The sequence below is a fragment of the Serratia sp. (in: enterobacteria) genome, from assembly GCF_046715635.1.
Lineage (GTDB): Bacteria > Pseudomonadota > Gammaproteobacteria > Enterobacterales > Enterobacteriaceae > Chania.
Genome location: NZ_JBKJYW010000036.1, coordinates 1 through 7,843 on the forward strand (window position 1 = coordinate 1; position 7,843 = coordinate 7,843).

Here is a 7,843-nt window from a genome sequence, read left to right on the forward strand (position 1 = left end):
TTAAAATCACCGTTGAGCTCTTCGTTAATCCAATGGCCGATGGCCTCATGCCCCATCGAAAATCTGACCACCACCTGACCGGTTACGTCACGCAGAAATTCGTAATCCATAGCATGCCCTCCTGAGCCGAGTATAAGACTGAGTTTAACCCTAAATTCGCGGCTAACTCAGAGAGCGCTCGCAAAGTTGTTCAATAATTCGTGGCGCAATATAACGGCCCGGCCTCCGCTTGGGAAGCGGGAAGGCTCTCGGTGCCTGCTATGGGCGGGCAATTGTTGTTATCATGGCTCTCCTTTGCCCTTACCCAAGCCTGAGCCGATGATCGACAGCGAAATCACCCTGAAAAAATTGGAAATCTTTCTGGCGTTTATGGAGAAGGAAAACATCGGCCGAGCCGCCGAACAGCTTGGCTTGAGCAGCGTTAGCGTGCATCGTGCGTTACATACTCTGGAAGAGGGTTTCCGCTGCCCATTGTTTATTCATAAAGGGCGCAACCTGCTGCCCCTGCCCGCAGCACAAACGCTGGCAGAATACGCCCGTGATATCGTGGATCTGACCTACAAAGGCATCGAAGAAACTCGGCTGAAGGCGGGGTTTGGCCAGCAACGCATGCGTATCGGCACGCTCTACTCACTGACGCTGGAAACCATTCCACGGTTGATCATGGGATTGAAGGTACGCCGTCCAGCCATGGAGATCAGCCTGACGATGGGATCGAATGAAGATCTGCTGGCTCAGTTGGAAAACCAACTGCTGGATGCCATCCTGATTTCGGTTTCGGACAGCCAAATCGATCCACTGCGCTTTGAGATCCTGCCGCTGTTCGAAGATGATATCTATCTTGCCGCACCGGCAGCCTCAGAGCTAAACAGCGATGGCACGGCAGACCTGCAAGACTTTCGCAGCCAGAAGTTTGTCTCCCTGACCGAAGGCTTCGCCACCTACCACGGCTTTAGCGAAGCGTTTCAGATTGCCGGTTTTGAACCGGAAATCGTCACCCGGGTGAATGATATTTTCTCAATGCTCAGCCTGGTGCAGGCCGGGGTGGGCTACACGCTGGTGCCAGGGCGAATGAAGAAGATGTATGAACACACGCTGAAATTACTGCCGCTGTGCGAACAGTACCAAATGCGCCAAACCATCGCGCTGGTGTTCAACCGTAACCAGCAGCAGGATCCGAACCTGCTGGCGTTAACGGCGGAAGGCCGCATGTATGCTCGCGGTGAAGGGCCGGTTTAATCGTGCCGATATTTGGTCACAATGCCGCAGACCGCGTTCAGCCCCAGTTGGCAGCGGGACAGCGCTTCCCCCTGCTCCATTACTTTTTTGGTCAAGCCGGTTAATACCGCACCCGGCGGCATTTCGATCGCCAGACGGACTTCCCGCTCGTAGGCCGCCACCATCGCCTCATGCCAGCGCACAGTGCGGGCCATATTGAAGGCCAGATCGTCGGCAATCCGCTCCGGCTGCCATAACACTCGCCCGGTGCTGCCGCTGAGATAGGCAATCCGTGGCCGGTGGAGGATGACCTGTTTCATTGCCTGCGCCAGCTTTTCAGCCGGTTGTGCCAACAGGGCACAGTGGGAAGGGACGCTCACTGCCAGACGCTGGGTTTTCGCTGCACCTGCGGTTTTTGCCAGTGCCATGACCTGCGCCATCGCTGCTTCGCTACCCGCGATAACCAATTGGTCTTCGGCATTGATATTGGCCAGATAGACCGGTAACTCAGCACTATTGACCTCTGCTATCAGCCTTTCCACCTGGCGCAACGGCAAGCCGACAATCGCCGCCAGGCCATATCCCGCAGGGTAAGCCTCCTCCATTAGCTGGCCACGTAACGCCACCAGCCGGACGGCATCGGGAAATGCCAAAGCCCCGGCTATCACCGCAGCCGCAAAAGCACCGATGGATAACCCACTGACAAAATCGGCCGCGATCCCCTGCTGCTGCAATTCCCGCGCGTAGGCCACCCCGGCTATCAGCAGGCACAGCTGCACTGCCCGGGTTTTCTGTAAGGCTTCGGCGCTGTCCAACGCCAGTACGTCCTGGTCAATAGCAGCGCAGGCCTCGTTTAACAACCCTTGGGTAGTTTCATTGGCCGGCAGTTGGTGCAACATTTGAGGCACCTGCGGCCCCTGGCCGGGAAAGGTAAATAAAATCTTCATCAGAACTCCTGAAAGCTGGCCCATGGATCCGTCGTCAACAACGGCCCCTCAGCGGTTTTCAGCATCGCTCGTCCATCCCGCAGCCATTCGCTCAGGGCAATGCCACCGAGCGGTGTTTCTATTTGGGCATCGGCTCGGCAAGGCAACGCCTGCAACCACTGTGCCAGCCGCTGCAACTCCTCGGGGCTGGCAGGCTGCGGGCAGCGAACCAACAGATCCAGATCGCTGTCGGCATGCATCACCGGGATTTCGGTCGCTAGCGCATAACCACAGCTGCCGGTCACGCCCCAGACCCACGGCCAAGGCCGCTGAGCCAGCATAATGAGCGCCTGCACCGGAGGCTGGGAAACAAAGCTAGAGTGCAGCAACGCCAACGGCTCACTCACCAAAGACTCCGGCGTCACTACGCGCCGGATAGCCTCTGCGCTAACCCAAGCTGCGGCGCGCTGGCTGCGTTTCATACCCCGGATCCCCACCGGGATCCGCCCGTTACCCTGAACATCGCGCCGCACCACCAACGGTAATGAGGTGCGCCACTGCTGGCTAACCCACTCCGGCAACGCCTGGTCGGCGCTGAGGGCAGAACGGTCACTAATCCAAATCAGGTCATGCGGGCGAATCATCGGTTGCTCCAGTTACATCCCTGAGGTCAGGGTGATAAACAGCGGTAAGGTAATGATACACAACACGGAACTGATCAGTAACGTGGCTTCGGCATCCGGCGACTGCACGCCAAAGCGGTTACCAAAGACGATGCCGAAGAAACCGGCGGAAAGGGCAATCATCAAAATAGCGGTGATGGCCACGCTACCGTGCAGGCCCAACGCCAACACCAAACCCCAGGCAATAAACGGTTGGATCAGCAGCTTGGTCACGCTCGACAGCAGCACCGGGCCGTTGATCTGCAACTTACGGGCAGAGAGGATCACCCCAGTCAGGAACAGCGCCGTCGCCGTGGCCGCCAGGCCAAGCGGTTTGATCGCGGCCAGCACCATTTCAGGCATATGCACGCCTACCGCCGACAGCACCACCCCAAGCAGCGGCCCCCAGACGATCGGTTTTTTCACCGAGCGCCACATCAGCACCGGCAACATACCCAGGCTGGAACCCTGAACCCCACCGGCTGCACGGGCCTTTTCACGCTCGAGGATCAGCAGGCAGAACGGCGTCATCAATACCGAACCGCAGGCGATAGCCACCGCCACGGACAGCGAGGTTCCCGGCGTTTCCCCCAGCACGCTACCGAGGATCGGCAGGCCAAGCGCGGCATAGTTAGGCAACGCCACGGTGAGCGTCAGCACCGCAGCATCCTGCGGAGACTTATGGAAGATCCCGGTGCAGGTAAAATAGATCGCCGCATAGGTGATCCACATCGCCAGCACCAACACCACGATCAGCGGCGACTGCTCAACGATCCCCGCCCAAGGCGTCTGTACGGTGGCACCGAACAGGGCCGCCGGCAGTGCAAAATCCATCACGAAGATGTTGAGTAATGAAACGTTCTGGTTATCGACCATTTTTGCCTTACCGGCAAAAAAGCCCAGCAGCATAATGACAAAAATCGGCGCCAAGGCATGAATAATTACGTATGTCATAAATCACCTGTTAAAAAGAAAAAATCAGTCAGATCAGGTGCGATGGTGTTAGTTATATTGTTATCTGCAGGTGAAGCTTTACCCTATGAATTTCAAGCTGCAGCTAGGCGACAAGCTTACTCATCCCCAGGAGCTTACTTTTCGTAAGTGACTGGGGTGAGTAAGCGCAGGTAACAACGCTGCAGCTTGAAAGGCGACGGGTAAATATGCCGGGTCGGAATGCATTACGTGCGCCCTCCCGGCGGGTAGTATTGGGTTCCTGAACTCTGACGTAAAAATGGCTAGCCTGGCATTACCACTCTGCGCGCATACGTTCACGCACCAGCGAAGAGCTATGGCGGTTGTCTGCCCCCAGGCGGTTAGTTAATCCAACCCCTTCACTGCGAGTTTTAGCGATCGCCTGGATCAGCGCGTGGCGAACCTGATTAAGTTCCTGCTCACTCGCCTGCAGCGGGTCACGGATATCCAGTAACTGTTCCAGCAGGCCCAGCGAGCTGTAATGCTCAATGTCATAGGCCATCGGTGGAATGGTTGCCGCCAGCTTCTCCAGCGCCTCGACGGAACGTAGCGTGATGCGCGCCGCAGACTCTTTTCCCATCGCATGGATCATCACGCCAGCATCGTTGAAGGCTATCAAGCGGTTAGCCTGATAGCCGTGCGCCAGAAACGCGCCGGACATGGCTTTACCCACGATCAAACCAATCACCGGATGACCTGCCAGCCGAGCCTTGGCATAAGCCCCGGCCGCACCGGCTAACGCCTGATGAATACCAAAGGCCTCTTCCCGACGCCCGTAGGCCTGGCTCGGCACATCGATCACCGCCACGATGGCGCGCTTTTGCGCTTTACCAACGTCAGCCGCGACCGCTTCACTGACTACCTGGGCTAATGTCCAGCCCTCCAGCAAACCCACTTCACCGCGTGCGGCGCGTGGATAATGGTTATCCGCATCCGGCACCACGGCGATAAAACGCACCGGCTGGCCCTCTAGTTCAGCGTCCGCTACCCGGATCGAGGCGCACTGCCCCTGGCGCTGTTCGGCTCCCGCCGTCAGCAAAGAGAACCAGTACTCTCCACGGCTTGATGATGACGTACTCATACCCGATCCTCCGCAGCAAACAGTTGAGCAATGACCGCCGCATCCGCCTGTTGGCGGGTATCGAACTGCGACAGTTTCGGCAAGTAGTAGTGATAATTGTCGGAGCGGTGCTGAGCAGGCACGCCGCGTTGCAGGCAACCTGTCATCGCCGCCTTGACCGCATGCAGCGCATCTGGGACCTCTTCATCGACAAAGCCGCTGCGATAGCGCACATCACCGCCTGTCATACTCCAGATGAAAGGCCGATCGCGGGAATCGTATTCGTCGATACCGGCTTCCTGCTCGATCACCTGCGGGCCGTTTAAGCCCAGGCGCGCTTCACGGGTGACGATCAAATAGCTGCATAAAGCCGCCGCGATCGACATCCCGCCAAAGCAGCCCACGGTCCCGGCAATAATGCCCACTACCGGGGTGTAACGGCGCAGATCGACAATTGCCGCATGAATATCTGCGATCGCTGCCAACCCCAGATTGGCCTCTTGCAGACGCACACCGCCAGTTTCCAGCAGCAATACGGCCTGGGTTGCAATGCCGTTGCGGTTATCTTCCGCCGCCAGTTCCAGGGCCGCGGCCATTTTGGCACCGGAAACTTCCCCCATGCTGCCGCCCTGAAACGCCCCTTCTACCGCGACTATCACCGCCGGTTTACCGTCAATGGTGCCTTTGGCGACCACCATGCCGTCATCGGCCTGGGTGACGATGCCTTGTGGCTCCAGCCAAGGCGAAGTAATACGCTCAAATGGCCCCAATAGTTCACGGAAACTGCCGCTGTCCAGCAGATTGCGGGCGCGCTCCCGGGCACTGAGTTCGATAAAGCTGAGATCATCACGCATGGGCGGCCTCCTCAAATACCTGTTCGATACGCAACCGAGCCACCCCCGGCGTAGCGCCGAAGTCGTTAATCTCTAGCCGCCCGGCGGGTAAATCGCGCAAAGAGGCCAAGCGATCAAACAGGTGTTGCCAACGCTGCCGGCTACCGTCTACGGAGGTTTTGATCGCCACCGTCAGCGTGCCGTCAGCCGCTGGCTCAAACAGAGCCTCCATGTCACCGGATCCTACGACGCCGGTTAGTGCCTTACCCGGCAGCGTAATGCTGGCCGGATAACTCAAATCGATATGTTCCATAACATCCTCTGGATTGATTATTCAGCGGGCCGTAGCCCGATCGAGGAACAGAGCCGCAGCCAGCAAATCGGCCGCGCCACCGGGTGAAGCGTTGCTCGCCAATAGCCGTTGCTCCAGTTTGACCAACGCCGCCTGCCCTGCCGGATGTTGATATCCTCCGGCATGCAGTACCTCGGCGGCCCCCTGCTGCATCGCATTCAGCGCCGTTAACCCACCACGCGACAGCACGCAGGTATCGCTCAGGGTGGTCATGATGGCCATCAACGCATCAATCTGCGCGGCTGGCTCACTGGCCCCCTGGCTCCTGCTGTGCCACAGCTGCGGCAGCGCCCGTTGCATCACATGCGGAAAACCTTGCTGGGCCTCTTCTCGTGCACCGGATACCTGATAGCGTTGAGTGGCTCGCAAGCCTTTGCTGAACACCTTAGGGCTAGCGTGATCCGGCAACTGCGCCAACTGGGCGGCTAATGCACAACTGCTGGATGGCGTTGCGTTCCCCCCTTGCATGGCTACCGCCGTCACCAGCAGGCCCATCGCCCAGATCGCCCCGCGATGTGTATTAACACCGGCGGTGGCTGCCATCATCCGCTGTTCGCCTTCCCGGCCAATCCGGCCAACTTCCTGGCGCAACGCGCTATCTGCCGGACGCTGCCAACCGGCAATCGCCAGCCGATGGAAGACCGGAGTCAGGCTGTGGGCCGAACGTTCCATCAACGCCAGCGTCAGATCCTGATGCGCACCGGAACCCCGGGCATCCACCAGCCCCGGTTTCGGGCTGAGGCGCGCCTCATCCACTAGCGCCTGCGTGGCAAGCTCCGCCAATCGTGCAGCAACCCGATCCGCTTCAGAGGCGATTAAACAGGGGGAAAGTTTCATTACCAGCTCCGGAATTTAGCTGGCGGGTTATACAGGCCGCCGGACCACTCAACCAGATCTGCTACGCTGCCTGCCGCCAGTAACGAGCGGGAGGCGTCGGTGCGGCGAATGTCGAGATCTTCCGGGAATACCACCTTGCCTTCCCGACGCAGTTCGGCCACGCGTTTGGCATCTACGCCCAGCCCGATATCGGTGATACCGGCCACCGCAGCCACCATTGCCCGGCGTTCTTGCAGCGAACGTGCGCGATACAGATAAGCGATGCCCTCCTCCGTCAGAACGTGGGTCACGTCGTCGCCGTAAATCATTACCGGTGCCAGCGGCATGCCAGATTCTTGGGCTACATCAACGGCATCAAGCTTTTCTACGAAGGTCGGTTTGGCCCCAGCCTGGAAGGTTTCAACCATCTGCACCACCAGCTTGCGGCCACGGGCCAGCGGATCCGGCTCCTCGATCATGTCCAGCCAGGCAGGCGTCGCATGGCGGCGGCCATGAGGGTCATGCCCCATATTCGGCGCACCGCCAAAACCAGAAAGGCGGCCACGCGTCACGGTTGAAGAATGAGCCATGCCGTCGATCTGCAGGGTCGAGCCGATAAACATATCCACCGCATATTGGCCCGCCATCTGGCAAAACGCGCGGTTGGAACGCATGGAACCATCACTACCGGTAAAGAAAACGTCCGGCCGTGCGGCAATGTAATTCTCCATCCCCAATTCCCCGCCAAAGCAGTGGACGGTTTCTACCCAGCCTCTTTGAATCTGCGGGATCAGTGTTGGGTGGGGGTTCAAGGTCCAGTGTTTGCAGATTTTGCCCTTCAGGCCCAGTTGTTCACCATAGGTAGGCAGCAGCAGTTCGATGGCGGCGGTATTAAAGCCAATGCCGTGGTTAAGCGATTGCACCTGGTGCTTGGCGTAAATGCCCTTAATCGCCATCATGCCCATCAGCACATGAATCGGTTTGATCAGGCGCGGATCGCGGGT

At 58.6% G+C, this 7,843-nt stretch carries 10 protein-coding genes; 1 reads left to right on the plus strand and 9 read right to left on the minus strand.

The genetic code is table 11. From position 1 onward, the window contains the following. Positions 1-110, minus strand: a 110-nt coding sequence (locus ACLQ7H_RS01635; protein ID WP_411751171.1) for a YacL family protein, incomplete at its 3' end; no start/stop codon positions are given. A gap of 208 nt (positions 111-318) precedes the next feature. On the opposite strand from ACLQ7H_RS01635, the gene ACLQ7H_RS01640 reads away from it, so the two are divergent. Continuing rightward, complete coding sequence (locus ACLQ7H_RS01640) at positions 319-1,239, plus strand: LysR family transcriptional regulator (protein WP_411751162.1); 921 nt, start codon at positions 319-321, stop codon at positions 1,237-1,239. Here ACLQ7H_RS01640 and mdcH read toward each other — a convergent pair. The 8 genes from mdcH to ACLQ7H_RS01680 all read right to left on the minus strand — a co-directional run. Continuing rightward, on the minus strand, positions 1,236-2,165 hold the full coding sequence (mdcH, locus tag ACLQ7H_RS01645; protein WP_411751163.1) for a malonate decarboxylase subunit epsilon: 930 nt from the start codon (positions 2,163-2,165) through the stop codon (positions 1,236-1,238). The two genes, ACLQ7H_RS01640 and mdcH, sit on opposite strands and share 4 nt — an antisense overlap. Continuing rightward, positions 2,165-2,788, minus strand: a complete 624-nt coding sequence (locus ACLQ7H_RS01650; RefSeq protein WP_411751164.1) for a malonate decarboxylase holo-ACP synthase — start codon at positions 2,786-2,788, stop codon at positions 2,165-2,167. Before ACLQ7H_RS01650 ends, mdcH begins: the two co-directional genes overlap by 1 nt. A 12-nt stretch (positions 2,789-2,800) precedes the next feature. Further along, entirely contained in the window at positions 2,801-3,760 is a 960-nt protein-coding gene (locus ACLQ7H_RS01655) for an AEC family transporter (RefSeq protein WP_411751165.1), read from the minus strand. 292 nt (positions 3,761-4,052) lie between these two features. Then, a complete protein-coding gene (gene mdcE / locus ACLQ7H_RS01660) occupies positions 4,053-4,859 on the minus strand; it encodes a biotin-independent malonate decarboxylase subunit gamma (protein WP_411751166.1) in 807 nt (268 codons plus the stop codon). Continuing rightward, the gene (locus tag ACLQ7H_RS01665; protein WP_411751167.1) at positions 4,856-5,692 is read right to left on the minus strand and encodes a biotin-independent malonate decarboxylase subunit beta; all 837 of its coding nucleotides are present in this window, start codon (positions 5,690-5,692) and stop codon (positions 4,856-4,858) included. The genes mdcE and ACLQ7H_RS01665 overlap by 4 nt, the downstream gene beginning before the upstream one ends. Further along, complete coding sequence (locus ACLQ7H_RS01670; protein WP_411751168.1) at positions 5,685-5,984, minus strand: malonate decarboxylase subunit delta; 300 nt, start codon at positions 5,982-5,984, stop codon at positions 5,685-5,687. The genes ACLQ7H_RS01665 and ACLQ7H_RS01670 overlap by 8 nt, the downstream gene beginning before the upstream one ends. A gap of 21 nt (positions 5,985-6,005) precedes the next feature. Beyond that, on the minus strand, positions 6,006-6,860 hold the full coding sequence (locus ACLQ7H_RS01675; protein WP_411751169.1) for a triphosphoribosyl-dephospho-CoA synthase: 855 nt from the start codon (positions 6,858-6,860) through the stop codon (positions 6,006-6,008). After that, on the minus strand, positions 6,860-7,843 hold a 984-nt coding region (locus tag ACLQ7H_RS01680), incomplete at its 5' end, for a malonate decarboxylase subunit alpha (RefSeq protein ID WP_411751170.1). The genes ACLQ7H_RS01680 and ACLQ7H_RS01675, both read right to left, overlap by 1 nt.

What these genes read in the sequence shown, in the direction of transcription:
- ACLQ7H_RS01655 (WP_411751165.1), bottom strand. Translation starts at nt 3,760, where the DNA reads ATGACATACGTAATTATTCATGCCTTGGCGCCGATTTTTGTCATTATG.
- ACLQ7H_RS01675 (WP_411751169.1), bottom strand. Translation starts at nt 6,860, where the DNA reads ATGAAACTTTCCCCCTGTTTAATCGCCTCTGAAGCGGATCGGGTTGCT.
- ACLQ7H_RS01670 (WP_411751168.1), bottom strand. Translation starts at nt 5,984, where the DNA reads ATGGAACATATCGATTTGAGTTATCCGGCCAGCATTACGCTGCCGGGT.
- ACLQ7H_RS01650 (WP_411751164.1), bottom strand. Translation starts at nt 2,788, where the DNA reads ATGATTCGCCCGCATGACCTGATTTGGATTAGTGACCGTTCTGCCCTC.
- mdcH (WP_411751163.1), bottom strand. Translation starts at nt 2,165, where the DNA reads ATGAAGATTTTATTTACCTTTCCCGGCCAGGGGCCGCAGGTGCCTCAA.
- ACLQ7H_RS01640 (WP_411751162.1), top strand. Translation starts at nt 319, where the DNA reads ATGATCGACAGCGAAATCACCCTGAAAAAATTGGAAATCTTTCTGGCG.
- ACLQ7H_RS01665 (WP_411751167.1), bottom strand. Translation starts at nt 5,692, where the DNA reads ATGCGTGATGATCTCAGCTTTATCGAACTCAGTGCCCGGGAGCGCGCC.
- mdcE (WP_411751166.1), bottom strand. Translation starts at nt 4,859, where the DNA reads ATGAGTACGTCATCATCAAGCCGTGGAGAGTACTGGTTCTCTTTGCTG.